The sequence below is a fragment of the Bacilliculturomica massiliensis genome, from assembly GCF_900605495.1.
Lineage (GTDB): Bacteria > Bacillota > Clostridia > Peptostreptococcales > Anaerovoracaceae > Bacilliculturomica > Bacilliculturomica massiliensis.
In genome coordinates this window covers 41,320-67,482 of the sequence record NZ_LR027584.1, presented here as the reverse complement: position 1 = coordinate 67,482, position 26,163 = coordinate 41,320, and the positions used below count along the sequence as shown (strand labels likewise).

The following is a 26,163-nucleotide window of genomic DNA, read 5'->3' as shown; positions in this document are numbered from 1 at the left end:
GGCAGAAGCGACCTCGGCGCCCCAGGCCCCAGGGAGGCAAAAAGCCTTTCCGGGCTATCCCGGAGACGGAAAAACGCCGTCTGAACAGCGGACCGCGGATGAGAAAGGATAAATCAATGTCAGAAAAGCAGATCAAAAAAATGATCGCCGGAACCTTTCTTGAGATGGCTGACGCCCTTGAGACTGGAGAATTCGGCAAGAAGCCGGTGATCGGCATTGCGGCCGAGGGCAGCGAGCACGGCATGGAAAACATCTATGAAGGCGCTCGTCTGGCTGAAAAGAGAGGCTGCAAAACGGTGGTCATCGAAGGCGAGGACGTACACAAAAAGATGGAGCAGATGCTGGATTCCGGCGAGATCGACGCGGCGGTGACCATGCACTATCCGTTCCCCATCGGCGTGTCTACCGTAGGACGGGTGGTAACGCCGGGCAAGGGCAAAGAAATGTATCTGGCTACCACCACCGGAACGTCTTCCACAGACAGAGTGGAAGGCATGGTGAAGAACGCCATCTATGGAATCATCGCGGCGAAGGCCAGCGGCGTGGCTGAACCCACGGTGGGGATTGCCAATATAGACGGAGCGAGACAGTGTGAGAAGGCGCTGATCGCGCTGAAAGACAACGGTTACGATATCCGGTTCGCGGAGTCGGCCAGAGCCGACGGCGGCGTGGTCATGAGAGGAAACGACCTCCTGACCGCGTCCTCCGATGTAATGGTCATGGATCCCCTGACCGGAAATCTGATGATGAAGCTGTTTTCCGCTTTTACCACCGGAGGCAGCTATGAGGCCACCGGCTACGGCTACGGGCCGGGGATCGGCGAGGGCTACGACCGCATCATCATGATCATCTCCAGAGCCAGCGGTGCTCCTGTCATCGCGGGAGCGGCGGAATATGCCGCTCAGCTGGTGAAGAACAACGTTTTCGCCGTGGCGAAGGCAGAGTTTGAGAAGGTCAATAAAGCGGGATTCAAGGATATTCTTGCCGGACTGAAGACCGGCAAAAAGGGCGGCGCTGAAGCCGCTCCGGCGGAAGTGAAAGCTCCGCCGAAGGAACCCTGCACCTCTCAGATCCCGGGCATCGAGGTCATGGACCTGGAGGACGCGGTCAGCGCTCTGTGGGGCGCCGGTATCTACGCGGAGAGCGGCATGGGCTGCACCGGCCCCATCGTCATGATGTCCGACGCCAACAAGGAGAAGGCGGTGGAGATCCTGACCAAGGCGGGGTATATAAAGTAAGATATCCGGAGATAATCTAAGACAGCGGGATAGAAAGACCAGCGGTTTTTCTTCGCGGCGGAGCTCTGACGACGGCGCGGACCTCGCTGAAATGATCAGTTTTAAACAAGCAGTACGGCTGGCAGAAGACCCGCGCTTCATGGCATGTGCGCGGGTCTTCTCCGGTAAAACGCCGCGGGCCCGGCTTTGGCTTTCAGCATGAAGGCCGCGGCGGTGCGGCGGGACAGATAAAAACGCGATTCGGAATCAGAGGGCCGGATCGCGTTTTTTGTAATATTTGTAATATAAGAGACATCATCTGTGGTGATGGCCTGCAGCCAGTCATGGTGTAATACCCGCACAGCGGATATTACGGATTCTGTGCGCGGCGGACGCGGTGAGACCAATAGAGTAGTGATGGATCGGGAGATATTCCGGAAAGAGGGAGGATGGGCAATGGGAAAAGACGCGGAGTCGACGGGGCGCAGAGAGACGGCGCCAGAACTTGACAGAGCACGGATATTGGCGCTGTCAGAGCGTTACGACAGCTTTTATCTGTACGACGAAGGGTCAATACTGCACAGGGGAAACCGCTTGATGGAAAGTTTCCCGGGTGTGGAATTTTTGTATTCCATCAAGGCTAACTCTCTGGAGAACATAGCGGCCGCGGCTTTTCGCATGGGCATGGGAGCGGACGCCGCCAGCATAGGTGAAGTGCGCCTGGCCCGCCGTCTGGGACTGGACGGAAGGGAGATCTTTTACTCGGCCCCGGGCAAGGGGATCCGCGATCTGGAGGAGGCCCTGGGACACGCCGTTGTGACGGCAGACAGTCTGAGTGAAGTGAGGCGTATTCAGGAGATCGTAGAGCGAAGAGGAACAACGGCGGAGATCGGGATCCGGATCAACCCGGATTTCACGTTCTTTGCGGAGCAGGGCGAGCCTTCAAAATTCGGCGTGGATGAGGAGACTTTTCTTGAAGAGGCGAAATGGATCGGCGGACTGTCCCATGTGACGGTGACAGGCATCCACGTGCATCTGCGCAGCCAGGAACTGCGTGCGGATACGCTTGCCCGATACTATGAAAAGATTTTTGCCATGGCGGATCGGGTGGAAACGGTCCTGGGGCGTTCGCTGGGCTTTCTCAATCTGGGTTCCGGACTGGGGATACCCTATGGGGAGGAGGACGGGGAGCTTGATCTGACATATCTGGGACGGAAAACCGGGAAGATGCTTTCGAACTTCCGGGCGGAACGCCCGCAGACAAGGATCTTCATCGAGACGGGGCGCTACCTGGTGGGGAAATGCGGGGTCTATGTGACAAAAGTGGTCGATGTGAAGGTGTCCCGCGGCAGGAAATTCGTACTGCTGCACAATACCCTCAATGGCTTTCTCCGCCCCTGTCTGGAGCAGCTGATCCTGCAGTACGCGGATGGGACGGGAGCTTTCGCGCCGGGATCGGGATCGCGGGAGCTTACCGGCACAGAACCGCTGTTTACGCGGCGGGGCGCATTTCACTTTGAGACGTTCAGCGGGAGGCCGAAGGATGAGAGACCCATGGAGACGGTGACCCTCGCGGGAAATCTCTGTACGTCGGCGGACGTGATGGCGAAAGATATCCGGCTTCCCCAGCTGCGTCCAGGGGACGTGGTTGCGGTGACCAACGCCGGCGGGTATGGAGCCGTATTGTCCCCCATGCAATTTTCATCTCAGACGCCGCCTGCCCAGTTATTTTTAACTGCCGGCGGCGAGATCAGGCCGGCAGCCGTGCCAGGAGCAGGAGTTCAGGATGCTTCCGGGGCGGATGGGGAAAATGTCGGGTTTTAAACGGGAAACTTAGGTATATCCATAAAAAAACAATGAGAGCGGGCATCCGGAAGCGGACGTTCGCTCTCATTGTATTGTAAGACTGCTGCGGCGGGCAGGGGAAGCCATGATGCTTTCGTACCGACCGATCATTCGTTTATCATTATCCGAATGATTTCCTCGTCTGTCTGGACCATCCCGTTGTGGGCCATCCTGCCCACGGCCTCCACGGTCTGATCCGCGCTTTCCTTTACGATACCGTCTCCGCCCCGGAACGTCCGGTGCCGTTTCGCCAGTTCGTAACCCATGAAGGCGGCCTGCATGGATATGGCGATTTTTGCCGCGCAGGAGGGCTTCGCGCCGTCGCAGACGATTCCTGAAATATTGCCCAGCGCGTTCTTGATGATACTTTCCATCACCTCATAGGACGCGGAATCCAGCCACGCGATCCCTACTACGCTGGCCGTGGCCGCGCTGACGGCGCCGCAGTATGCGGACAGCCTTCCGATTTCCGCCTTCTGATAAACGGCGATTAGATTGCTGATAAGCAGGGCCCGGATCAGGCGATCTTCGCTTATTCCCATGTGCCGTGCGTACTCGATGACCGGGAGAGAACCAGTCATCCCCTGATTTCCGGAGCCGGAATTGATGACAACAGGCAGTTCAACGCCGCTCATCCTGGCGTCAGAACCGGCCGCTGCTTTGGCAATACAACGCATTCTGATGTCGTTTCCATAGGATTCCAGCATTGTTCTTCCTACATTTACGCCGTAATTGCCGGCCAGGCCCTCATCCGCTATCCTTGTATTATATTCGATCTGCCTGCGGATAATAGGGCGCAGCTCATCTAGCGGAATATTTTCGGCGAATTCTAAAATGCCCTTCAACGTCATGAAATCTCCGTGGCCGTCGTCTCCCGCGCCTTTGTTTGAAGGATCGATTTTTTGCAGCAACAGGTTTCCGTTTTTCTCTATACGAACAACGTTGGTATGGAGATCCTTGATCTCCACCAGGGCCCGTTCCGTGCCGGAAAAGACCTCGACGATGATGTGGAGCTTGGCGTCGGAACTTAGATGCCGGACCTCCACATAGCCGGGAATGGCAAGCAAACGCTCCGCCTCTTCCGCTTCTCCTTTTTTGAGTTCCCGCAGTACCTCTAAACCCTCTTCTGGTCGGCCCGCGACGGCACCGTAGACGGCGGCCGTTTCGATACCTTTTTTTCCATTTGTATTTGGTACTACCACACTCTTTACGTTTTTGATAATGTTCCCGCTGGCATAGACGATCATCTTATCGGGAGACGCCGCAAGAACTTCGCGGGCCTTCGCCGCGCAGAAGGCCAGGGCGATGGGCTCCGTACATCCCTCGGCAGGTATCAGCTCTTCCTTCAGAATCTGAATGTATTTCTTTTTTACCGTTTCGTCCATTTCCATATTTCCTCTTTTCTCTGCATCTAAGCGGAAAGGCGGCAGCGGCATGAACCGCTGTCGCCTTTTTTGTTTTGTCTATGGGTTCGTGATAAACCGCGCAGGATTCAAGCTGTTTGATCCGGAAGATACGTTTAGCGGTCTCTTTGTTTAGTCAGCGTGTACTCGCAGACATCCTCGCCGCGGGCAAGAATCCGGGGAAAGCTCAGTTCAATATTTTTGCAGTCGGCATAGGCCGCGTAGTCGCCGTAAATCAGCATGTCCAGGCAAAAACGCTCCATTTCATCGGCGGTGCAGCCCATCTCCCGAAAGGCTTCCATATGGGGACAGTGTTTAAAGTTGCAAACTGCCTTGTCCTCGTTCAGTTCTTCGATCTCAACCTCATAAACCAACATCGCTTCCTTCGGGTAGTCGTTCTTCACTACCTCGCGGCAGTCGTCGGTATTGTGGAAGCTGCCGGACCGGCAGGAACCAAATTTACGGGAAGCCTCCCGCATAACTTCAGTGGCATCGATATCGGGATGAAGCTCCAGCAGAGTTTTATAAACGCAATAGAAGAATTTAGACCGATCCTTGATGGCGGATTCCACCGCGTCGCGCAGTTCCTGATCGCTGGTAGGCTCGTTCATACGGATTTCCGATAAGAGCCTCTCATAATTGGCTTGATCATTTGTCTTTAACATTTCTTTTTCCTCCCTTTGTTTTCATTAGCAGTTTTGTTTTATATCATCTCTCGTCAATACCTTTGGATCGACGGCAGGACCGAAATCCGCTTTCACCCACCTCAGGAACGAGACAGTCATAATGATGAATACGAAAATCAAGGGCAGACCCACCACCACGCAGGCGGTCTGCAAAGACGACAGCCCTCCCACTATGAGAAGACCCAGAGCGCCGAAAGCCAGCATGGCCGCCCAGACGAGCCGCCACCACTTGGAGGGCTCTTCCTGATCACCGCTTTTTCCCTCCTGGACTTTCAGCGTGCTGAACGCCAGGGTATAGGCCGCGGAGTCATAAGAGGTTCCGGAGAAGATAAAGCCGTTGACGATGGCCAAGGTCAAGATCAGGGCGGAGGCCGGCAGCGTATTTAGAAGCTCTGCCACCGCTACATTGCCGTTGGCAGAGGCAAGGATTTCTGACAGGGGCAGCTTTCCGCTGAATTCCAGACTCAGGCCATAACCGCCGAAGATGAAAAAATACAGCCAGCAGCCCAAAGTGCCTGCCAGAAGCTCTCCCAGAACGACCTGCTTGATAGTACGGCCGCGGGAGATCTTGGCTACAAACAGACCCATTACCGGACCGAAGGCCAGCCACCAGGCAAAATAGAAGGTGGTCCATCCCTGAGGAAAACCGCCCCCCGCCACGGTATCTGTCCACAGACTCATACGCAGGAAATTGTTGAACATCAGTCCCAAGCTGTCCATGCTCAGATTCAAGATATACATGGTGGGACCGGCGATGAGGACGATCGCCAGCAGACCGTAGGAGATGATGATGTTTATGTTGGAAAGACGCGCGATCCCTTTGTCCAGTCCCAGATATACACTGGTACCGAATAATGCTAACCAGACGATGATTATGCCGACAGTCATAACAAAATTGTTTTCCCAGCCGAAGAGGGTATGGATCAGCTCTGCCAGCAGGGGCACGCCGGTGCCGATAGACGCCAGCGTAGCGCCGAAAATTCCAAATAGAGCCAGAATGTCAATGATCTTTCCAGGGACGCCGTTGCTCTGTTTGCCCAGCACACCCTGACATGCCAGACTGAAACGGAAAGCGCTCTGTTTCCTTATATAAACTGAGTAGGCGATGGAAATGGTCGGAATGATATACAGAGCCCACGCGGTAAGGCCCCAGTGGAAAACGCCGTAAGTCAGCGCGAATTCCTTCGCCGCCGTGGAACCCGCTTCTACGCCGGGAATCACGCCGATGGGAGGTCCCGCCAGATAGGACAGAGGTTCCGCAATGGACCAGTAGAACAGCGTGGTGCCGATCCCGGTGCAAAACAGCATGGCGATCCATGTACGATTTGAGTACGCGGGTTTATCCGCTTTGTCTCCGAGCTTTATTTTGCCGTATCGGCCCAATGAAAGCCACAGGCAGAAGGCGAGAGCGCTCAGACCGGCAATCTCAAACAGCCATCCAAACTGATGAGTCAGAAAGCTCAGAAGTGTGTTGATGACTTCAGAGCTTCTGTCCGGAGCGATGATCAGGCAGAAAGCGATAACGGCGGTAACCAGCAGAGTCGGAACGGCCAATGTCAGGTCGATCTTGGAACCTTTTGTCGTCTTCATTTTTCATCCTCCCGTTAATAAAAGTATTTTGATGATAACTCTGGTCTGTTTCCCTGTTTGCAGTCCTGGAATTCGATCCTAAAGGCCAGCCCCGTCATAGCGCCTCCTTCTCCGCGTGTCTTCTGATGTGTGTCTGGGGATCCCTCATGTTGAATTCTCTGGAAGAAGCAAAACTGCGGTTCATCACGATAGTGCATATGGAGTTCTATTCCGCCGTGGCCACAAAGATGGATTTCATCTGGGAATAGCTGTCCAGCGTGGTCTTGTGGGCTTCGCGTCCGTAGCCGGACTTCTTATACCCGCCGAAAGAGGTTCCCGCCGGATACAGGCCGAAGGCGTTGATCCACACAAGACCGGCTCCGATCGCTCCCGCCACGCGGATCCCCCGGTTGATATCCTGAGTCCAGACGCTTCCTGCCAGACCGTAGGGCGAATCGTTTGCCATATCGATCACTTCTTTTTCATCGGTGAAGCGAATACAGGCCAAAACGGGTCCGAAGATCTCCTCCTGGGCGATGCGCATTTGATTTGTCACATCAGCGAACAGGGTAGGTTCCATAAAGTATCCCTTGTCGAAATCTCCTCCACACTTGCGGTTTCCGCCGGTCGCCAGTCTGGCTCCCTCTGCCTTGCCGATGGTCACGTAGTCCAGGATCACCTCTAACTGATGGCTGTCGATGACGGGGCCCATCTCGCTCTCATCGTCCATGCCGTTTCCTACTTTCACCGCCTGGAACCGTTCGGTAAGCGCCTGGACGAATTCATCGTAAATATCGGCGTGGATAAAAGCTCTGGATCCCGCGCTGCAGATCTGTCCGGCGTTGCTTAGGATCCCCTCGCAGACGCTGTCCAAGGCTCTATCCCACTGGCAGTCGGGGAAGAGGATCTGAGCCGATTTTCCGCCCAGCTCCAGGGTCGAAGGGATGATGTTTCCGCCGGCGATGGCGCCGATCTTCGCTCCCACGGCGGTAGAACCGGTAAAGGCGATCTTCCGAATATCCGGGTGTGCGGCCAGAGCTTCCCCGCAGCTGCCGCCCCCGCCGGTCACGATGTTGAGAACGCCTGCCGGGATCACGGACTGCACCAGCTCGGCAAAGATCAACAGCGACAGCGGCGTGCTGCTGGCCGGTTTAATGACGATGCAGTTGCCCGCCGCCATAGCCGGGGCGATTTTCCAGCAGGCCATGGAGAGGGGATAATTCCACGGAACGATCTGTCCCACTACCCCCAGAGGTTCGCGCTTCAGAATATTAAAATTTCCGTCGCCCTGATCTACATAGCTTCCTTCCCCAGATCGGATGCAGGAGGCGAAATAGCGGAACTGGTCCACCACATCCTCTATATCGCAACGGGCTTCCCGCAGCAGCTTTCCGTTGTTCAGGGTCTCTATCTCTGTCAAATATTCCAGATTCTCTTCTACGATATCCGATATGGCCCACAGAAGCTCTGAGCGGTCCCGTACGTTCATGGCCGCCCACTGAGGAAAAGCGCTCCAGGCGGCCTTCACGGCTCTGTCCACGTCCGCCGCCTCCGCCTTAGCCGCAGCCGCCAGCTTTTCCCCGGTAGCAGGGTTGAACACGTCGAAGGTCTCTCCTGACAACGCCGGCGTAAACTCTCCGCCGATGAACAATCCATAAGTCTCTTTAAACGTCACTGCCATTCTGTTTCCTCCCAGTCTGATCGCTGCCGGCCGCGCGCCTGTGCCTGCGCGCCGGCCGACGGTACGCTAAATATCCACTTTAAAAACGGTCTGTTCCTGAATATCTGAGGTCAAAGCAGAGAGGGCCACGCCCACTCTGTGATACCGCAGCTTATTCTGCTCTTCACGGCTGGTCTTTGGGTCGCCCAGCGGATACGGAATGGAGATCGTAGGCACGATCCGGTTTGCTCCGGTGGTCTTTGCCACAGGAAGCAGATTGCACATCTGCACCACGGGGAGTCCGGCCCGTTCGATCTCTTTTACCATCGTTGCGCCGCAACGAGTACAGGTTCCTCAGGTGGAAGTCAGTATCACCGCGTCCACCCCGTCCTTTTTCAGGCATTCCACCATCTCTCTTGCCATTCGCTGCGCTTCGCCCTGTGTGGTGCCCGTGCCCACCGTGGTGTAAAAATGATCGTCCAGTTTACCGATCCGCCCTTCCTTTTCATACTCCCGCAGAGCGTCCAGAGGAACGACCACGTTTGGATCGGCGTCCGCCGCCGCAGGATCATAGCCTGCGTGAATGGTCTTGAATACGCCGCTTTCCAGGCGATCCATACTGGAAATATCGTATCTGCCCCACCTGGTGGCGGAAGCGGACTGGATCTTATCCGGGTTTTCCACCGGCACAATGCCTCCGGAGGTGACAAGGGCCACCTTAGCCTTGCTCAGATCGTGGATCGCCGTTGCGATGGGCACCCGGTCCAGCTTGGGAATAGGCAGCTCCGTGACAAACGCCTCGCCCCGGACCCGCTTCAGCAGCATATCCACCGCCCGGTCCGCCGCGGTGCTGTTTCCTTCAGTCCAGGCCTGATGGCGGATGCCCCGCGCAAAGTAGCGCTCCGCTTCGGCTCCCAAAAGGGGCTCGCCGTCCAGCAGCTTGTTGCAGAGTCTTGCCATATCAGCCAGATTGCCCCGCATCTTTACGGCGCTGTTGCCGCCCTTCATAATATACATATCCTTTTTGAACATCTCCACCCCGGGGTTTTCCACGTGCATGGATGTTACCACTGGAACTCCGAAGCGCCGGCTCACCGCCCTGCAGACGGAACCGCAGGCTACGCCGTACCTTCCCGCCTGAAAGGCGGGTCCGGCGATGAAAAGGTCGAACTCAAGCTTTTCCAGTTCGCCGATAATAAAGGCCAGCGCTTCCTCTGTATTGGAGCCCATGAAATTATCGCCGCAGATCACAGTGTGTGTGATCTCACCGTGCAGCTGGGCCGCCATGGGCTGCACCGGTCCCACCTGCTCCGCCCGTATGACGGGCTTAAAATCCGCTTTGTCCTCCCCGCCGATCTGTCCGAAGAACTGATTGACGTACATGATCGCTTTCTTCATGCTCCTGTCTCTCCTTAAAATTCAATCATTGATTTCTGCGACCAGCCGATGACCTGATCACCGCAGAACATGGCGTTGTTTTCCATTATAATAGAGCCGTCGGGCCGCACCGAGGGTCCTAGGAGTTCGTCGTCGGACCATCCGCCGGATACGCCGTCCCTGGCCAGGGATTCCAGCTCGCCAAGCACCACCGGCATGGGCGGAAGTTCGATGAGCTCAGAGACGTTGCCGCAGGAGACGATCGCCGTGAGCTTTTCATCCAGCGTGACCAAAGGCTGGGACTGGCCGTCCCTTCCCGTACACTCGTTGGTCATGCCCACGGTCTTCACCCCCGCGTCCTCCAGCGCCGCGATGCAGGCCACAAAATCCGCGTCCGGGTTGCCGTATCCTTCCTCCGCAACGATGGCCGCGTCCGCACCCAGAGAGCGGGCGAGCTCCTTCACAAATACTGCCGAACGCTCCTTCTGCTCCAGAGCCACGTTCAGGTTCGACATGACCACGCCCAGGAAATTCAGCGTCTTCCCGTCCTCCTCATAGAGTCTGCGAATGACGGGAGCGTTTTGAAAATCGTAGGTAGACCATTTGGATGAGCAGGGCATGAAGCTGCCGGAGACCACGGCGCCGTTCAGGATCTCGTTGGGATTCATGAAGGTGGGCAGCATGTGATTGGCGTCCCATCCGTACACCAGATCGTTGTATCCGTCCTCTTCCATCTGGGACTGGAGCTGCATCACATAGATCACAGAGGGCAGGCCGTTCTTTCCGCTGTCCCTTTTTGTCACCGGTTCAAAGTCATACTCGTCCGTGTCCTCAGGCGTCAGATCCTTCACGCAGGCTGCCAGATACTCGGCCAGCTTGTGGACCGCCAGACGCACCGCATGGTTCTTCTTCTGCTGTTCCTTCTGCTCGAAGGTCTCATCCGTATCAGCCACCAAAACTACGTTGATCAGTCCGGAAAAGTAGGTGTACTTTGCTCCTTCTCCTCCCATATCGATCAGTCCGTCCTGGAAGCCGCCCCAGTGACGACCTACGGCCAGAACGCTGCAGCCTTTTAAAGCCTTCGTCTCTCCTTCGGCCGCGCCGGTCACCGGCCCTGAAAAACCGGGAAACAGCGGTTCGCCGTTGGTCTTGATCCGGGGTTCCACCGCCTCCTTTACCGGAAACAGTCTGACCATATCTCCCGGCTTTACGATGTGCAGCTGGGCCTCTGTGATATGAGGATCCTGCCGCACAAAATCCAACGCCTTCTCTTTGTCGATGGTCAGCACGCCGTCCCTATAGGACAGCTCCGACCCAAACACAATATCTTTTACGTGAAAATTTCCGATCTTCAGTTTCATTCTGCTTGTCCCTTCTCCCATGCTTCATTTTCGGCGGTACGTCCGCCCTTCTTACTGTCATTATAATCTGTACAGACAGTTTGTCAATCGTGTTTATTAAATAATCATGATTTAATTTGTTTTTAGAGTACCATACACAAAAGTAGATGTCTATCATCGATCTTGTGGACGATGGGAAAAAGAAGAAAGTAGTCATATATCCCATGGCGGAATGCCAAATATTGAATAATTCAAAGGAGTTTTACGGCGTGGGACAGTGTTATTAACCGTGAATTCTGGGGAAATATACAAATATCCCGGCAAACCTTGAAAAATAGGGGGAAAAAGATTAAAATCACAATTGAGGTTGGATCACGGGTAGAGGACAGAAGAGGGAGACCATATGAGTAATAAAAGCTTGAAGGAACGGCGAATCATGAGCTACTTTATCGAAGCGACCATCGATCTGATGGATAAGGAGGATGTGGAGAGCATAACCATCCGAAAGATCGCAGACGCCGCGGGGTACAACAGCGCGACGCTTTACAATTACTTCGATAATCTGGATCACCTGATCGTCTACGCGTCGGTGAGCCGGCTGAAGGAGTATATCAGAGACCTGCCGAACTATTTGAGTCAGGCGGGTAACGCCTTCGAGGAATACCTGGCCATCTGGGAGTGCTTCAGCAAGCATGCTTTTCAGCTGCCGGATTTTTATTACCGTGTGTTTTTTGGAAAACTCAGCAGTTCCACGCCGGAAGTCATTCGCAGGTACTACGACATCTTTCCCGAGGAACTGGAGGGTCTGTCCCTTCCGCTGATCGGCATGCTCACGGAGGGAAACATTTTTCAGCGCAATCGGAAGCTTCTGGAGAAGTGCGCCGCGGAGGATATGCTGGAGACCGCCTGCATCGACGAGATCAACGAGCTGTCTATCTTCTTCTTTAAGGGTCTCCTCTCCGAGCTGGTGGAGAAAAAGCCTGATTGGAAGCCTGACAGACAGGCCGAGAAGGCCATGTATTATATGAGGAAGATATTTCTTTCCTGCGGCAGCGGCCAGTGTGAGATCGTCAGCACGGATCAATGAAGGCCTGCGCGCCGGCAGCAGGATACATTTTATTATTTGACATACCTGATTTTTATTATCAGAATGCAGAGACGCCCCGCCCGTCGGCTTTGGCTGGGGCGGGGCAGAATATCAGGCAGTGAAGGGAATCCCGGAGGGAACCATGGGCGAAAAAATCAAGAAACAGATCAAGACATATTTACTGCTGGTGCTCAGCTGCCTGGCCTGCGGGACAGCTGTAAACTGGATACTGCTTCCCAACGGATTTGTGACCACGGGAACCACGGGACTTTCCATCGTGCTGGAGGGGCTGACCGGCGTCAACTTTACCATTGTCTGCTACGCCATCACCTTGGTCATCGTGATCGCGGCCTTTGCCATACTGGGGAAAAAAGAGCTTGTAAACATAATATTTCTGTCGATCCTGTATCCCACCGTCCTGCTGGTGACACAGTTCATAAACGTGAGCATCACCTTTGAAAACAAGCTGGTGGCGATCCTGGCCTTCGGCATCCTCTATGGGCTTGGGGTGGGGATATCCTATCGGCTGGGCTATTCCTACGGCGGAACGGACACTCTGGGAAAGATCCTGAAAGCCACCGTGCTGCGGTTTGTTCCCCTGAAAGTCATTTTCATGCTTCTGGATGCGGTCATCTGCGCCATTCTGTTTTTCACCTATGGACTGGATCTGGCGGCCTATGCGATCATCGGCCAGATCGTATACGCCAATGTCATGAACTATGTGGTCTTTGACTTTGGAATGCAGATCTATCAGATCCACATCATCAGTTCAGAGCCCGAGAAGATCAGGAATTACATCCTGAACGATCTCCACCGCGGCGTCACCGTGCACCATGCGGTAGGCGGCTACACCGGCGAGGATAAGATCAAGCTGGACTGCGTCTGTTCGCCGCGGGAATTCGTGTTGCTGAAGGAATATGTGGGCCAGGTGGATCCCCGCGCCTTCATCGAAGTGTTCCCCGTGGTCTGCGTCATCGGAGAGGGAAAACAGTTCTACGATATAGACGAGGCGGGGAAATTCTAGCACGAGACCGTCTTTCGGGACGGAGCAGGAGAAAATAAATCTTTCCCTCCTGAAAAAATGGGTTGACAGGGGAGGGAAAATGCTTTAATGTAGTAAACAATAAATCAAATGAAACCGCTGATTAAGAAGAGTAGGTTTGAGCCGGTCACTTACAGAGAGCCGCGGAGGGTGGAAACGCGGCAGGGAAGCTGAAACTGAATGGACTTATGAGGGCAGGAAGAAAGGCTGACGGCAAGGGCGCCGGCTGAGTAATGCCTGACGGGATCTCCGCCCGTTATCAAGGGAGTGCATATCATGTTGTATGCAGAACAAGTGGGCGTCGTATACGTCAATTTGGGTGGTACCGCAGAAGTTCAAGACTTTTGTCCCAGCAGGAGCTGAGATGAAAGTCTTTTTTGTTTGGTTCAGAAACGGCCGGATCGTTTCGCGGCGTGTCGGAGACTGGCAGAGAAAATGCAGGATGAGCTGCACGGTCGATCGTCCGCCATGCGAAAGGGAACAGCACGGAACAAACAGCGAGGATCACACGGTTTCAGAAGCAAAAGCCGCTTCGGCGGCAGTCATAGGGCCGGAAGACCAGAGAATAAGGAATTGGCCGAACACAGGAGGAAACAGAAATGACATTGAAGACTACGAGAATACCCCATCGTTTTTATCTGACGGAAGACCAGATGCCCACACAATGGTATAATCTGCGGGCGGACATGAAAGAACAGCCCGATCCCATGATCAATCCGGCCACCGGAAAGCCGGCTGTGGAAGAGGATCTCTATCCGGTATTCTGCCAGGCGCTGGCCCATCAGGAGATGGACGGGAAAACGCGGTATGTGGATATTCCCGAGGAGATCCAGCAGATGTATAAGATATACCGGCCGTCGCCGCTGATCCGGGCGTACAATCTGGAGAAAGCGCTGGGAACGCCGGCGAAGATCTACTGCAAGTTCGAGGGCAACAACACTTCTGGAAGCCATAAACTCAATTCAGCTATCGCGCAGGCGTATTACGCTAAGGAGCAGGGTCTGAAGAGACTTACCACTGAGACCGGCGCCGGCCAGTGGGGCACGGCGCTGGCAGAGGCCTGCTCGTATTTCGGGATCCCCCTCACCGTTTATATGGTAAAAGCATCCTATGAGCAGAAACCCTTCCGCAAAGCCATTATGCAGACCTTCGACGCGAATGTGATCCCCAGTCCCAGCGAGACCACGGAAGCCGGCAGGAGGATCCTGGCGGAGCATCCGAACACGGGCGGGAGCCTGGGCTGCGCCATTTCGGAAGCGGTGGAAAAGGCTGTGACGACGGAAGGCTGCAAGTACGTGCTGGGATCGGTGCTGAATCAGGTCCTGCTCCATCAGTCGATCATCGGACTGGAGACGAAGGCAGCTATGGAGATCCTGGGCGAATATCCCGACGTAGTGATCGGCTGCGCCGGCGGCGGTTCCAATCTGGGCGGCCTGATCGCCCCCTTCATGCAGGATAAGCTCCTGGGTAAGGCTGATCCGCGCATCGTGGCCGTGGAGCCTGTCTCCTGTCCGTCGCTGACCAGAGGAAAGTACGCCTACGACTTCTGCGATACGGGGCGGATCACGCCCATGGCGCGGATGTACACGCTGGGCTGTGGATTCATCCCGTCTCCCAATCACGCGGGAGGCCTGAGATACCACGGCATGTCGCCGATCCTGTCCAAACTGTATCACGATGGATACATGGAAGCCGTGGCGGTGGAACAGACGAAGGTGTTCGAAGCGGCGGCCTTCTTTGCAAAATATGAGACGATCCTTCCCGCGCCGGAATCGGCCCACGCTATCCGGGGCGCCATGGACGAGGCGTTGAGATGCCGGGAAACAGGGGAGGAAAAAACGATCCTGTTTGGCCTGACGGGAACCGGATATTTCGATATGACGGCTTACACCTCCTATCACGAGGGGACCATGAGCGACTATGTGCCTACGGATGCTGATCTGCAGATCGGATTTGATCAGCTTCCGAAGATCCCGGGGATACAGGAATAGACTGGGAACCACTGAGAACGTCAGGATGAAAACCGAAAAAAGATGACTGAAAGGCCGCTTATCCGCAACTTGGGATAAGCGGCCCTTTTGTTCCTGTGCCGGCGGTCTGAGTATAGGCTGAGGGACGGGGATGGGCCTGCGGTCAGTTGGCCCGCCGGCCCGTCGGAAGCCGAGAGCTGGGAGCTGGGTGCCGGGATAGGTGAAAACAGCAAAAAAAAAATTAGATTTCGCTGAAATCCGTGTGAAAATCAGCGATCATTTCTCAATACATGCTGCCAAATCGGTGAAAACGAGTCAAGAAATAGTTTTTCACCTATTTGGCAGCTCTTTTTCGGTGAGATCGGAGAAAAAATGTAGATTTGGCCTATTTACCGGCAGAGCCTGTGTTTGCCGCAGGACCGAAAGCTGCGGGGGAGCGACGATCTGCCGACGGTCAGCCTTGTACAGCGCCCCTGCCCTACATCACAAAGCCCAAAAGGATAAACGCTGCCGCTGAAATGGCCGCCATGGTCAGGGTGTAGGGCAGCTGCGATCTGATGTGATCGATGACGTCGCAGCCCGTGGCCGCACAGCTGACGATGGTGCTGTCTGAAATGGGGGAGCACTGATCGCCGAAGATCCCGCCGCTCCAGATCGCGCCGGCGAGAAGGGCGATATTCACATCCATGGCGAAGGCGATGGGCATGGAGAGCGGTATGATGACCGCCATGGTTCCCCAGGAACTTCCGGTGGAAAAGGCGATGATCATGGAAATGACGAATACGATCATAGGCAGAAGGGCCGGGTTCAGAAGGCCGGAAAAAACGTGGGCCAGATATTCCCCGGTTCCCAGAGTGGCGACGATATCTCCGACGCCCAGCGCAAAGGTCAGGATGATGACGATGGGGATCATATTGATCCAGCCTTTATAGAGCGCGGCGCTGACCTCCTTTGGCGTCAGTATTTTTTTGCCTGTGATCATGATAAAGCCCGCAGCGATGCCGGCGAGGACGCCCCAGAGGAACGATTTCATACCGGCGCCGTTGAGGATATTCCCGTCTCCGGTAGTGTACATTCCCCAAACGGTCACTGCGATCATCAGCAGTACGGGGACTCCCAGGATTGTAACGCTGCTGACCTTATCAGTGATCGCGTCCCCTGATTCGGCCTTGACGCCTTTTCCCGGTGCGTCTAAAAGCCCTTGCTGCGCCGCACGCAGTTCAGCTTTTTTTATGGGACCGAAATCGAATCCGGTCAGGATCATGACGGGCACTGTGAAGACGGCTAGGAGCACATAGATGGAGCAGGGGATGGATCTCACCAGAACTCCGGCCGCGTTTTCCACTCCGGCGCCCTCCAGAACGCTGATCATGTAAGCGCCCCAGCTGCTGAGCGGAATGAGGACGCAGACGGGCACGCCTACGGAGTGAACGATGTAGGCCTGTTTTTCATGAGATGTGAGATACTTGTCGTTCAGCGGCTTTGTGATGGAGCCTGCGATGAGACTGCTCATACTGGCGGATACGAATACGATGATACCGATCAGCCATGTGAAGAGATTCGCCGATTTTTTTGATTTGACCAGAGTGGTCCTGGTGGTCAGCAATTCCACAAAGCCGTTGACACCTCCCGCCGTCTGGATCATGTAGATCATGCCGCCCAGAAGGGTGATGGCCAGCATTGTGGTCACATTTCCGCCGGATGCGAAGACCCCGGTTATGGAGTTGATGGTGCCGTCTACGCCGGCGAATATATGATAGCCGCTGATGATGACATTACCTAAGAAGAGACCGAGCAATAACGAAGCGTATACATTTTGTGTGATCAATGCCATGCCCACAGCTACAATTGTGGGAACGAGAGACATAATACCGTATTCCATGTTCTTCCTCCTCTCTGTGGCTTCCGCTCTTGCTTATAACAGCAGAAATCCCGCAGATATGATTAGTATATAATAGATCAGGATCGAAAACTTTCTTTGACTGATATGGCTGACCACTTTTTCGCCTGTAAGGGTGCCGGCCAGTACGGCGGGCAGCAGAAACAGACCTGTTTTGAGAGTCTCCGGGTCGAGGAGACCATCCCATAAATATTTGCACAGAATGATGCTGTTTAAAGCCACCCAACAGCAGCAGATCGTGGCTCGGAGCTCCGGCTTGCCTTTTACCGTGCGGGAAAGGTAGGCGATCAGCAGCGGTCCGCCCGCGCCGTAGGCGGTCTGTATGATCCCTCCGGCCATGGGCATAAGGCAGGCGCACCAACTGACCGACGCAGGTCTCAATTTCTGTTCGTCCTGTTTTCTGAGCTGACGCAGGCAGTGAATGGAATAGATCGCGGTAAACGCTGCCAGCATCAGTTTGAGCGTTTTCTCCGGCAGATGCAGAATCAGCATATCGGCGGCGGGAATGCCCACCAGCAGTGCGCAGACCAGCACGAACGCCAGCTGTTTTTTCACGATATGCCGCCGCCAGCGCACCGCGATGCAAAGGGACTGCAGCAGCGTAAAGGACAGCGTGATGGGAACGAACATTTCCCGGGGCAAGATCAGCAGTGAAAAAGGGAGACAGAACAGCGCGGCTCCGAAACCGGTGATCTGCTGCTCGAAATACCCCAGGAAAAAGATCATCTCTAAAAACAGCATGCTCATTTTTCCCGTTTCAGAAAAGCGGTGCAGCAGTGCATGCCTCCCCATGCCTTGACAACTTCGAAATAATCCAGCGTATGGACCTTGATGCCGTTTGCTGCGAGGAGCTCCTGGGACTGAGGATTTCCTGCGGGCATTACCACTTCATTGGGGGCTATGGCCACAAAATTTACGGCGAAGCCTTCTTTGCATTCCTTTGTCTCAGGACATTCCAGGATCTTAAAACCGCGCTTCCTCATGAAAGCCGAGATATCGTAGGGCACCTGAGGCGGATACATGTAAACAGTTTCGGGGCCGGCTATGTTGAATACTCCGTCGATATGGGCCTGACCGCAGGGCGTCTGCATATAGACCAGTTCGACGCCCATGCGCTTCAGTTCAAATGCCACCTGCTCCGCGCCGGAGCGATTCGCCCTTGATCCCAGGGCCAGGATCGCCGTTCTGCGGTCGATCCACATGACGTTTGCACCTTCAAAATAGCCGTCGCCGACAATGGTCCGCACGATGGGAATGTTCAGGGCGGCAAGCTGTCTTGCCACGGCGGCTTCCTCGCCCCTGCGCGCCTCAAGAGCCGGCCGGCATACGATGGCCCCCTCCGGGGTCATGAGGCAGAGGTCGCGGCAGAATACGGCGTTGGGTTTGTCCGGCCGCTGTTCCTCCACATAGTAAACTTTTATACCGTGACTGCGGTAAAACTGCGCCAGCCCGTCGTGCTGCCGGCGAAAGATCTCCGGATCGACGGCGCTGCGAAAGCGTACCTCCCGGTAATCAAAGTCGTCGATCTCTTTTCCGGGACGGCGCATCAGGACCGCCTTCAGCGGTTCGTATTCCGAGCTGCAGCCCCAATCGCCCCAATAATCCAGCATCTCCTCCTCTGTGGTCGTCTCTTTCGGAAACCATAGATCGCCGCCCAGCGGATCGAAACTCTCCGGGCTGCCTGCCGTACACTTTTCCATAAATACATTTCCTCCTTTACTGGTGTTTCGCCATGGCTGTTGCTTTCCTAACAAAGCAAGTTTCATGCCAAATGCGGTTAACGAACCGGCCGCCGGCATCGGCAACTGGACTGCCGGCCCCAGCGGTCTAACTGCCAGCGCAGGAGTCCGGTCAGATCTGCGTATCATGACAGAGATCCTCATGTTGGTCAGATAGGTGAGTGAAAAAATTTTAACTTATTTGTGAAAATATTTTCACAAAATTGGTGCCTGCCCATGGTACAATATCCACAGAGTGGGTATTATACAGATCCTGCCCGCGGCGGACGTCATGGCCGGATCATACTATGACGGCCGCAGGCCAGCGCGGGGACACGTTCGTATGAGTACCCGCGGGGACAAGCCGAAAACGCAGCCGGAGGGGCGGTATGACAGACGCCTGGAATCACTGGAGGATCTCGGTCCGGAGAAAGGATGTACATATGTTGTGGAGATATATCGAACAGATGCTGGACCTGTACAAAAATGTTGATGGTATCGTAGTGGTAAATTGTGACGGATTCATTGAATACTATGTGACCCACCGGCCGGGCTCGAATCATCTGACAAATGAGAAGGTCGCCCGAAAGCACGTCCTGGACGTGTGGACCAACCTGACGGAGGAGTCCAGCACGCTTTTGAACGTTCTCCGCACAGGAAAGCCCATGCTGAATGTGATCCAGACGAATCACACCTATATGGGCGACGTCATTCACTCCATCAATTCGACCATGCCGATCACCAACCAGGCGGGAAAGCTGATCGGCGCCGTGGATGTGTCGATCTATCTCCCTTCCGAAAAACCGCCGGCCGACCTGCGTCTGGATGTGAAAAAAGACTTCTCTCATCTGGGAAAGCCGTTGTTTACGCTGAAGGATATCATAACCAATTCGGAGGAAATGCTGAAGATCAAGGAGCAGATCGAGAAGATATCGGTCACAGGCTCCTCCGTCCTGATCTACGGAGAGACCGGAAGCGGAAAGGAAATGATCGCACAGTCTATCCATTCCAGCAGTTTGCGCGCCGCAAAACCGTTTATCGGCCAAAACTGCGCGGCGATCCCGCTGTCACTGTTGGAAAGCCTTCTTTTTGGGACGACCCGGGGGAGCTATACCGGCGCGGAAAATAAGAAAGGTCTGTTTGAGATGGCTGATGGGGGCTCATTGTTTCTGGATGAGATCAATTCGATGGAGATCGGAATGCAGGCTAAGATCCTTCGGGTCCTGGAGGAACGAAAGGTCCGCAGGATCGGTGGAGACAAGGAAATTTGCTTTGATGTACGCCTGATTTCAGCTGTCAATCGGCCGCCGGCCGAATTGCTGTCGGGGGAGTTTTTCCGCAGCGATCTGTATTACCGCCTTTCGCCAGTCCAGATATTTCTGCCGCCTCTGCGGCGCAGAAAAGAAGACATCCCGCTGCTGGCTGAACATTTCATAGAAATGTTCAATAATTCCATGCAGCGGGACGTGGTAGGAGTCTCGGAAGAGGTGCTCCAGTTCTTTTGCAGCTACAGCTGGCCGGGCAATGTGCGGGAGCTGAAAAACGTCGTCGAGGGCTGTTTCAATATCATGTCCGGCAGGTACATTCAAATGTCTGATCTGCCGCAGTATATGCTTCCTGAAACGTCATTTTCCTTTGACGATGAAGACAGGCCCCGGCAGTCTCTGCAGGAAAAGGTGAACTGCTATGAAAAGCAGCTGATCCAGGACGCGGTAAATCATTATCGCACACTGACGCGGGCCGCCCGGGCGCTTTCGATCACAAAACAGGGACTGCGATATAAAATGGAAAAATACGGGATAGAGTTTCCCGTTCGTTAAATGGTGAGGGAAAGCGAAAGGAAAAGATCTATTTTCTTCTCTTTCTTTTATCGTTTTCGCGCAGATATTTGCGGGCGTTTTTCATGCCGCCTGCCTTTTCGAACATGGCGTTCAGCTTTTCTGTTTCGATCTCCTTAGCTGACAGGCCGTCGTATTTGGCCTCCCGTTTCAGCTTCCGATAGCTTTCCAGCCGCCGGGCGTCCAGCCGGCCTTCTTCCAGGGCTCGCAGGACTGCGCAGCCCGGTTCCGAGGTGTGAGTGCAATCCCGAAAACGGCACAGCTCTGTGAGGGCGTCGATGTCCGTGAAGGATCTGGTCAAGTCGACGTTCTCCACGCCGAACTCGCGCATTCCGGGGGTGTCGATGACGATGCCGCCCTGAGGCAGAACGAGGAGCTCCCGGCGGGTGGAAGTGTGTCTTCCTTTGTCGTCTTGACGTATCTCTGAGGTCCGGAGGACCTCGCTGCCGGCCAGCCGGTTGATCAGCGTGGATTTGCCCACACCGGAGGAGCCCACGAAGGAGGCGGTCATTCCCGGTCGCAGCCAGGACAGGAGACGGTCGCAGGAGCAGTTATCGCTGCCTGAGGTGACGGCCACATCCGTGCCGGGGGCGACGGCGCCGATCTCGGCCATGACCACGTCCAGATCTTTACACAGATCTGCTTTGGTCAGCACGATCACAGGGGATGCGCCGCTGCTCCATGCTGCGGAAAGATAGCGCTCCAGCCTGCTGAGATTATAATCGTTGTTGAGCGACATGCACAGGAACAGCGTATCCACGTTGGCCGCCACTATCTGCGTCTGACGGGCGGTGCCGGCGGCGGCCCGTTCAAATACGCTTTTTCTGGTCAGCACCTGATGGATGATGGCGTTGCCGGAGCTGTCCCCGGACCGGTCTGTCATCACAAAGTCACCCACGGCAGGGTACTGGGAGAGGGCAAAAGAGCCATAACGGAATTTACCGGAGATCTCTGCCATGCATTCTCCCTCGCTGGTTGCGATCCGGTACAGATCCTTATACTGAGAGACCACACGGGCCAGATGAAGCCCGGGATACATGGAGGCCTCGGCAAAGCGGCCTGGATCTGCACCGTAACGGACTAAAAGATTTTGTTCATTTGTTTGATCTATCTTAAATTGATTCAATTGTTTTACCTCTTAATTTCTATTTTCCCGTATGTGGGCCTGCATTCGCAGAATAGGCCGGTGGAACCGGCAGAACGCGCGCAGCCGCACAAAAAAAGACACAGTCATACGACTATGTCCCGGGAACTCAAAAAGTACCGATCTGGAACACAGCTCTGCATGAAACAGGAATGCACAACAAAATAAAGGGATCAGGATCCCCCTTCTGTGCTAATGCAATTCGTGTTTCTTACAGAACAATCTCCACAAAGTACCTCGTTTCACAATTGATATTGATCTCAGTATACTATCCGGAACTTCGCCTGTCAATTCTCTTTTGTTCCGGGGCCGTGTAAGGTTTTTCCATGTAAACGCTACAACGGTTTTTCATATAAAAAGTTGGAAAAGGACATGGCCGGTTTTCCCGACTGTTTTGACTTTTCGTCGGGCTCGGGACCGGGAGGAAGGGAGGGGAGACGTAGATCATCAGCGGTTATGTTCCGTATTTTATGATAAGAAAAAACGGCCGCCCCATGCCGTTAAGAGATACGGGCGTGGGAAGGCCGTAGGATTCAGGCTTCATCCTGCTGGGCGTAGATCTGCGTATGCCGGCCGCCTTCGACGAGGTAGAGACCGGCCACCTCTTCCTGCGTGAGATCGGCAGTCTCTATCTCCTGAGAGGTCTCAAAGACAGCGCAGGTGCCGCAGGATGAGCTCACCCTGCGGGGAACCGGTTTCAGAGCGCCGGCGATCCCTTTCTTTTTTAAAAAACGGAGGTAATTCATGGCATCAAAATGAGTGTGAAATGTGGCTAAGTATGTCATGGATCAGATCCTCTATTTCTTTAATTCGATGTGAAAATCGCCGCCCTCCTGCGTGACGTCCGCCTGATAGCCTTTGGAAGCGGCAAAGCGCTTTACATTTTCCACAGCAGTGTTATTGTCTACCAGAACGGTCAGAACTTCCGCGCCGGAAGCGACGGCTCTCTTGGTTTTCAATACCGGTTCGGGGCAGGCGCAGCCCCTTGCGTCTACGATGATCTTGTCCATCTGTCGGGTCCTCCTTTTAAACGGTCTATCATTGTTTGCTAATTGATTTCGGCTGCCGGATCGGAGCCGTCCAGTACGTGGTGCGGCCCCTGGGGGCAGGGATCTACGCCTTCGCTTTTGTCTCTCTCTGGATATTGGCAAAAGCGATGGCCGCGGTGATCGCCAGTCCGATGATGACGGCGATCTGGCCTCCGGAGGTAGGTCCGTCTCCGGAAGACGCCAGCTTAAAGTTGTGACAGAAAGCTGCGCCCACTACAAAGCCCAGTACGGTGACCACGGAATCCACGTTGCCCTCCCCGGACAGAATGAGCTGGCGCAGAGGGCAGCCGCCAAGAAGCACGGAACCGAGACCCACGAGAAGCATCCCCAGGAAATTCCACAGGCCGTCGGTGTGGGCTACGGGCTGACCTTCAAAACCGATGTGAAAGCTGCCCATAATGAGATTGCCGATGATCACAGCTGCGATGACGGCGATGAAACCGATCAGCATATGTGTGTCTTTAAAAAGTATTGTATCACGAATTCCCGCGACTGTACAGAATCTGGATTTCTGGGCCAGAACACCCACGGCAAGACCGGCGATCAGCGCCGCCGCTATGGGCGCGTGCATGGAACCGGGACCGCTTTCGCTGAAAAAGAGCAGTGCCGGCGCGGCGCACAGCAGGGCCAGCATTGCCACGTTAGCCGCCGGATAGAGATAACCGTCCAGCTTGCTGACACTGTAGGTCCTCTTCAGAGTGAATCCCCTGTTCAGGCAGAAGATACCGCAGCCGATCCCCGCTACAAATCCTGCCAGCCCCACCAAGGCGTTCAGGTCGCCGCCGCCGATGCGGAGCATCATGCGCAGAGGACAGCCGAGAAACATCAGCGCGCCTACCATAACGCAGAAGCCAAGCGTAAACCGGGTCACAGGAGCCGAGCCGCCCCGGGGCGAAAATTCTTTCCCCGCGAAGGCCATGATAAACGCGCCCAGCACCAGGCCGATGATCTCCGGCCGCACGTACTGAACCACCTCGGCTCGATGCAGTCCCACGGCTCCCGCGGTGTCGCGCAGAAAACAGGCGATGCAGAAACCCATATTTCCGGGATTTCCGAGAGCAACCAAAGCGACGGCGATGGCGCCCACTGCGATCCCTGTCAAGACTACGAGCAATTTGTTGTTTTGCATCCGGAAAACTCCTTTCACACTGGAAATGCAGCTGGGACCGTCGGATCAGATCACGATGTGCAGCCTTAAAAGAAGGGCCGCCAGCTCTGCATTTCAAAATTACATGATTATTCCAATCCAAATCTACCACAGATCGAGGGGCGCATAAATTCGTTAATTTCGATATGTGGGCGTTGGAGATTGAAAAAATCTATGGGCGGGAAAGGGCTTGCGGTTCGATGATCGCAGGCAGATCAAAATGCAAGAAATCAGCAGGCGTCATGATCACAGGCGTTTCTGACCCGGATCCTAAAAAATACTGATCCCCGGTAAACATAACATTAGCTGAGGAGAATATCCGCCGGGGCCGCCAATCCGCCGCCGGGGCCGTCCGCCCGGCCGGTGAGGAGGGGGAAGAAAATATCGATATAGCACGGAGATGGTATTGAAAAAATCTATGGACACCGGCGGTCAAAAAGGCGGGAAAACAGAGACCGCAGGCGAAGAATACGGTATAATAACCGCATAGCGGTTATTATACCAATATTCCGTGCGCGGCGGACGCCATGGGCGGATCCGCTGGGAGCAGAGCCGCCCCGCGGCGGCTGACAGGCGATTTAGACTGCAGGACATACAGTGATGCATACCTTCAGTTGACAAGAGCACACACGGTTTTCAGAGACAAATTTCCCCCAGAGCTTTGTTGCCCATTTTACGCGGCTGTAGCCGCAGTGTAAAATGGGACAGCGTAGGGAGCAACGCGACCGTAGGAGCGAACGGAGTGAGCGTTGTCTTCGCTCTACGCAGCAACGGCTGCGCCTCGCTCATCCGCCGCGCTCTGTGAAAAATTTGTTCTCTGAAAACTCCTGCGGACCTGAACAGCCCAAATTTCAGTGATGACAAGGCCGCAGGACGAAACCTTGCTGGGGCAAGGCGAGGACGAGAACACAGTCAGCGCTGAAATTTGGGCTGTTCAGGCGTGTGGGTCCTTGTCAACTGAAGGTATTATAAGGAGAGAAAAAATGAGACAGATCTACTGCGATAATGGAAGCACGTCTTTTCCGAAGGCGCCGGGACTGGGTGAAGCCATCGGAAAGCATCTGGACTGCGCGGGCTACAACATCAACCGGGGCGGCTACAACAGCGCTTATTCGGTGGCTGAGACGGTGCTGGATACGCGGGAACGTCTCTGCCGGATGTTCGGCGGTGAGCAGAGCCGGAATGTTATTTTTACGGCGGGCATCACCATGTCGATCAACATGATACTGAAGGGTCTGCTGAAAAGCGGAGATCACGTGCTGGTCAGCTCCATGGAGCACAACGGCGTGGTGCGTCCTCTGGTACAGCTGGAGGAAGAGGGGATCTGCTGGGAGGCTGTAAAGTGCGGGGGAATGGGGGAGCTTGATCCTGCCGATGTGGAGCGGGCGATCCGGCCGGAGACCAGAATGGTCCTTATGCTGCACGGGTCCAATGTCTGCGGCACATTGCTGCCCATCGCCCAGGTGGGGCAGATCTGCCGCAAACATGACCTGATCTTTGTTGTGGATACGGCGCAGACTGCGGGGACATACCCTGTGAATATGAAGGAATGCGGCATCGACATACTGGCCTTCGCAGGCCACAAGGGACTGCTGGGGCCTCAGGGGATCGGGGGATTTATAGTTTCGGCGGAGCTGGCGGCGGACATGAGACCGCTTTTGGCAGGGGGGACGGGGAGCACCTCCGATAAGCTGACCATGCCAGAGTTTTTGCCCGACAAATTCGAGGCCGGCACCATCAATCTGCCCGGGATCGTGGGGCTGAATCACGCGCTGCGCTTTATCGAATCCGAGGGTATGGACGCCATGAGAGAGAAGAAAGCGCGGCTGACCGATCTGTTTCTGCAGGAGATCGCCGAGGTGAAGGGCGTCCGCGTGGCGGGAGTTCCGTTTAGGCTGCCGGGCGGCTCCGGGGAGAATGCGCCGCAGCGTACGGCAGTGGTCTCTCTTGACTTTCAGACGCTGGACAACGCGGAGGCCAGCTTTGCGCTGGAACAGGAGTACGGGATCATGACGCGGTGCGGACTGCACTGCGCCCCGCTGGCTCACCGGACCCTGGGCACGTTTCCTCAGGGGACCGTGCGTTTCTCTTTCGGATATTTCAATACAGAGGATGAGATCAGAGAAGCGGCGGCGGCTGTGCGGAGCATATGCGGACGGTAAATATGCCCC

The 26,163-nt window shown here is 55.1% G+C and carries 20 protein-coding genes and 1 other annotated feature; of the genes, 7 read left to right on the top strand and 13 right to left on the bottom strand.

All coding sequences use genetic code 11. From position 1 onward, the window contains the following. Positions 1 to 116 precede the first annotated feature (116 nt). Both grdD and E0E37_RS00300 read left to right on the top strand, forming a co-directional pair. Positions 117 to 1,238 (top strand): glycine/sarcosine/betaine reductase complex component C subunit alpha, encoded by a 1,122-nt coding sequence (grdD, locus tag E0E37_RS00305; protein WP_130860988.1) that lies wholly within the window; start codon positions 117 to 119, stop codon positions 1,236 to 1,238. 435 nt (positions 1,239 to 1,673) lie between these two features. Continuing rightward, entirely contained in the window at positions 1,674 to 3,041 is a 1,368-nt protein-coding gene (locus E0E37_RS00300; protein WP_165445131.1) for a diaminopimelate decarboxylase family protein, read from the top strand. Positions 3,042 to 3,169: 128 nt separating this feature from the next. Here E0E37_RS00300 and E0E37_RS00295 read toward each other — a convergent pair whose 3' ends face one another. From E0E37_RS00295 to E0E37_RS00270, 6 genes are all read right to left on the bottom strand, one after another. Further along, positions 3,170 to 4,453 (bottom strand): L-cysteine desulfidase family protein, encoded by a 1,284-nt coding sequence (locus tag E0E37_RS00295; protein ID WP_330548517.1) that lies wholly within the window; start codon positions 4,451 to 4,453, stop codon positions 3,170 to 3,172. Positions 4,454 to 4,581: 128 nt separating this feature from the next. After that, positions 4,582 to 5,130, bottom strand: coding sequence for an L-2-amino-thiazoline-4-carboxylic acid hydrolase (locus E0E37_RS00290; RefSeq protein ID WP_130860986.1), 549 nt, complete (start codon positions 5,128 to 5,130; stop codon positions 4,582 to 4,584). A 24-nt stretch (positions 5,131 to 5,154) separates the two neighbouring features. Beyond that, the gene (locus E0E37_RS00285) at positions 5,155 to 6,741 is read right to left on the bottom strand and encodes a BCCT family transporter (RefSeq protein WP_130860985.1); all 1,587 of its coding nucleotides are present in this window, start codon (positions 6,739 to 6,741) and stop codon (positions 5,155 to 5,157) included. A gap of 205 nt (positions 6,742 to 6,946) precedes the next feature. After that, entirely contained in the window at positions 6,947 to 8,401 is a 1,455-nt protein-coding gene (locus E0E37_RS00280; RefSeq protein ID WP_130860984.1) for an aldehyde dehydrogenase family protein, read from the bottom strand. A 66-nt stretch (positions 8,402 to 8,467) separates the two neighbouring features. Beyond that, entirely contained in the window at positions 8,468 to 9,778 is a 1,311-nt protein-coding gene (gene grdH / locus E0E37_RS00275; protein WP_130860983.1) for a betaine reductase selenoprotein B, read from the bottom strand. 14 nt (positions 9,779 to 9,792) lie between these two features. Continuing rightward, positions 9,793 to 11,118: a glycine/sarcosine/betaine reductase component B subunit gene (locus E0E37_RS00270; RefSeq protein ID WP_130860982.1), complete on the bottom strand. Its 1,326-nt coding sequence runs from the start codon at positions 11,116 to 11,118 to the stop codon at positions 9,793 to 9,795. Positions 11,119 to 11,500: 382 nt separating this feature from the next. Here E0E37_RS00270 and E0E37_RS00265 point away from each other — a divergent pair, with 382 nt between their 5' ends. The 3 genes from E0E37_RS00265 (at position 11,501) to E0E37_RS00255 (ending at position 15,217) form a co-directional block, all read left to right on the top strand. After that, positions 11,501 to 12,184, top strand: coding sequence for a TetR/AcrR family transcriptional regulator (locus E0E37_RS00265; protein WP_130860981.1), 684 nt, complete (start codon positions 11,501 to 11,503; stop codon positions 12,182 to 12,184). A 142-nt stretch (positions 12,185 to 12,326) separates the two neighbouring features. Beyond that, complete coding sequence (locus E0E37_RS00260; RefSeq protein WP_130860980.1) at positions 12,327 to 13,208, top strand: YitT family protein; 882 nt, start codon at positions 12,327 to 12,329, stop codon at positions 13,206 to 13,208. A gap of 108 nt (positions 13,209 to 13,316) precedes the next feature. After that, positions 13,317 to 13,581 (top strand) — a binding site (T-box leader). Between the two features lie 244 nt (positions 13,582 to 13,825). After that, positions 13,826 to 15,217, top strand: coding sequence for a TrpB-like pyridoxal phosphate-dependent enzyme (locus E0E37_RS00255; protein ID WP_130860979.1), 1,392 nt, complete (start codon positions 13,826 to 13,828; stop codon positions 15,215 to 15,217). 457 nt (positions 15,218 to 15,674) lie between these two features. Here E0E37_RS00255 and E0E37_RS00250 read toward each other — a convergent pair whose 3' ends face one another. From E0E37_RS00250 to E0E37_RS00240, 3 genes are read right to left on the bottom strand one after another with little or no spacing between them, the layout of a single operon-like run. Further along, positions 15,675 to 17,078, bottom strand: a complete 1,404-nt coding sequence (locus E0E37_RS00250; RefSeq protein WP_130860978.1) for a Na+/H+ antiporter NhaC family protein — start codon at positions 17,076 to 17,078, stop codon at positions 15,675 to 15,677. A gap of 33 nt (positions 17,079 to 17,111) precedes the next feature. After that, entirely contained in the window at positions 17,112 to 17,837 is a 726-nt protein-coding gene (locus E0E37_RS00245) for a sulfite exporter TauE/SafE family protein (protein WP_165445130.1), read from the bottom strand. Positions 17,838 to 17,839: 2 nt separating this feature from the next. Continuing rightward, on the bottom strand, positions 17,840 to 18,796 hold the full coding sequence (locus E0E37_RS00240; protein ID WP_130860976.1) for a dimethylarginine dimethylaminohydrolase family protein: 957 nt from the start codon (positions 18,794 to 18,796) through the stop codon (positions 17,840 to 17,842). A gap of 461 nt (positions 18,797 to 19,257) precedes the next feature. On the opposite strand from E0E37_RS00240, the gene E0E37_RS00235 reads away from it, so the two are divergent. Beyond that, on the top strand, positions 19,258 to 20,634 hold the full coding sequence (locus tag E0E37_RS00235) for a sigma-54 interaction domain-containing protein (RefSeq protein ID WP_165445129.1): 1,377 nt from the start codon (positions 19,258 to 19,260) through the stop codon (positions 20,632 to 20,634). A gap of 28 nt (positions 20,635 to 20,662) precedes the next feature. Here E0E37_RS00235 and rsgA read toward each other — a convergent pair whose 3' ends face one another. From rsgA to yedE, 4 genes are all read right to left on the bottom strand, one after another. Next, positions 20,663 to 21,778 carry a ribosome small subunit-dependent GTPase A gene (gene rsgA / locus E0E37_RS00230; RefSeq protein WP_330548516.1) on the bottom strand — a complete coding sequence of 372 codons (1,116 nt, stop codon included), beginning with the start codon at positions 21,776 to 21,778 and terminating at the stop codon, positions 20,663 to 20,665. A 551-nt stretch (positions 21,779 to 22,329) separates the two neighbouring features. Further along, positions 22,330 to 22,581: a DUF3343 domain-containing protein gene (locus E0E37_RS00225; protein ID WP_130860974.1), complete on the bottom strand. Its 252-nt coding sequence runs from the start codon at positions 22,579 to 22,581 to the stop codon at positions 22,330 to 22,332. 12 nt (positions 22,582 to 22,593) lie between these two features. Beyond that, positions 22,594 to 22,806: a sulfurtransferase TusA family protein gene (locus E0E37_RS00220; protein WP_130860973.1), complete on the bottom strand. Its 213-nt coding sequence runs from the start codon at positions 22,804 to 22,806 to the stop codon at positions 22,594 to 22,596. 103 nt (positions 22,807 to 22,909) lie between these two features. After that, complete coding sequence (gene yedE, locus E0E37_RS00215) at positions 22,910 to 23,974, bottom strand: YedE family putative selenium transporter (RefSeq protein WP_130860972.1); 1,065 nt, start codon at positions 23,972 to 23,974, stop codon at positions 22,910 to 22,912. Between the two features lie 1,001 nt (positions 23,975 to 24,975). Here yedE and E0E37_RS00210 point away from each other — a divergent pair. Then, positions 24,976 to 26,154 carry an aminotransferase class V-fold PLP-dependent enzyme gene (locus E0E37_RS00210; RefSeq protein ID WP_130860971.1) on the top strand — a complete coding sequence of 393 codons (1,179 nt, stop codon included), beginning with the start codon at positions 24,976 to 24,978 and terminating at the stop codon, positions 26,152 to 26,154. Positions 26,155 to 26,163: the final 9 nt, after the last annotated feature.